The following is a 1,632-nucleotide window of genomic DNA, read 5'->3' on the forward strand; positions in this document are numbered from 1 at the left end:
TGCTTGGACAGGCCGCGATCGACGCGGGCCAACCGCATCTGGCTGTGATGATCGGCAAACGGGCGGCGCGTCGTGGGCTGACAATTCCCGCCCCCTACTACCCGCTGCATCCGCTGGTGGAAGAAGACCTTCCCATGGCGCCTGAAATGACGCTCGCCATCGCCCGACGTGAGAGCGAGTTTGATCCCGTGGTGCAATCCTCCGTCGGCGCGCGGGGCCTCATGCAAATCATGCCTGCCACTGCGCGTGACGTGGCATCGGATCTGGGTGTGCTGTCGTCGCATAACACCGACAAGCTGATTGCGGATCCGGAATACAACGCGGTGCTTGGCTCGGAATACCTTTCCCAGATGGCGGGGCGGTTCGACGGCAACGTGGTTATGATGTCTATCGCCTATAACGCCGGTCCCGCCCGCCCGCCGCGTTGGATCACCGCCTACGGCGACCCGCGCCGGGGCGAGATTGATATCGTGGACTTTGTGGAGATGATCCCCTTTCGCGAAACGCAGAACTACGTCATGCGCGTCACTGAAAGCCTGCCCATCTACCGGGCGCGGCTTGGCAAGGATCCCCTGCCCATCCCCTTTTCCGAAGAGTTGAAGGGATCAACGCTGAAGGCGTTCGCGCCAAAAGGTGAATAGCCCGGCGGCCACGATCAGGGCCGCACCGATTGCCACGTTGGTGCGGACGGTTTCCCCGAAGATGGAAATGCCGATAATCGCGGCAAAGACCAGCTGCAAATAGGCAAAGGGCTGAACCGCGCTCGCCTCTGCGACCTCGTAGCAGCGGATCAGCAGCCAATGCCCGGTCACCCCCGTCACGCAGAGCGCCGCCATGTAGAGCCAGTCGCGGGGCAGCATCGGCTCCCAGAACCAGATACCGGCCAGCGTCATCGCCAGTGACCCTGTCACCCCCGTCCAGAAGAAGCTGGTGGCCGAGGTATCCCGCCGCGCCACGAAACGGGTCAGCAGGCCGTAAACCGCGAACATCGCCGCAGCCAGAAGCGGTATCACCGCCGCCGGGTCGAACACAGCCATTCCCGGCTGAAGGATGATCAGGACCCCGACAAAGCCGACGCCGATGGCGGACCAGCGCCGCCAGCCGACCTTCTCCCCCAGAAGAGGACCGGACAGCGCCGCGATGAGCAGCGGATAGCTGGTAAAGACAGCGTGGCTTTCGACAAGGCCGAGGATGGTGAAGGCCGCGATCATCACGCAGACCTCTGCCGCCAGCAGGACGCCGCGAAAAGCCTGCACGATGGGCTGCGACGTCTTTGCAGCGGCACGGATGCCACCGGCCTTGCGCCGGGCAATCGTGATGACGAAGGCCGCGAAGAACCAGTAGCGGATCATCACGACCATCAACACGTTATATTCCGCTGCCAGATGGCGCGATAACCCGTCCTGCACCGCAAAGACGAAGGTCGTCGCCACCATCAGCGAAATGCCGAGCGGTATGTTGTTCGATTGTGTCATCCCGGCATTCGCGCGCGGGTCATGTGGCGCTTGTGCGCGTAACCCGCTGTCCGCTCCACCTCGAACCCGGCCTCGGCCAGACCGCGCCGCACGAAGCCCGCCGCCGTATAGGTCGCAGCTGTGCCACCGGGCGCGGTACGCCGGGCCACGCCGGTCA

The 1,632-nt window shown here is 63.9% G+C and carries 3 protein-coding genes; 1 reads left to right on the forward strand and 2 read right to left on the reverse strand.

Annotated elements, in window-relative coordinates; genetic code table 11:
• On the forward strand, positions 1–641 hold a 641-nt coding region (locus A3764_RS17630), incomplete at its 5' end, for a lytic transglycosylase domain-containing protein (RefSeq protein WP_150122272.1).
• Here A3764_RS17630 and A3764_RS17635 read toward each other — a convergent pair.
• Both A3764_RS17635 and A3764_RS17640 read right to left on the reverse strand, forming a co-directional pair.
• Positions 606–1,475 carry a DMT family transporter gene (locus A3764_RS17635; protein ID WP_067924524.1) on the reverse strand — a complete coding sequence of 290 codons (870 nt, stop codon included), beginning with the start codon at positions 1,473–1,475 and terminating at the stop codon, positions 606–608. The two genes, A3764_RS17630 and A3764_RS17635, sit on opposite strands and share 36 nt — an antisense overlap.
• Positions 1,472–1,632: MnmC family methyltransferase (locus A3764_RS17640; RefSeq protein WP_269085030.1), on the reverse strand; the 161-nt coding region annotated here is incomplete at its 5' end. The genes A3764_RS17640 and A3764_RS17635, both read right to left, overlap by 4 nt.

The sequence above is a fragment of the Sulfitobacter sp. HI0129 genome, assembly GCF_001635395.1.
In the GTDB taxonomy this organism is placed as follows: Bacteria; Pseudomonadota; Alphaproteobacteria; order Rhodobacterales; family Rhodobacteraceae; genus Sulfitobacter.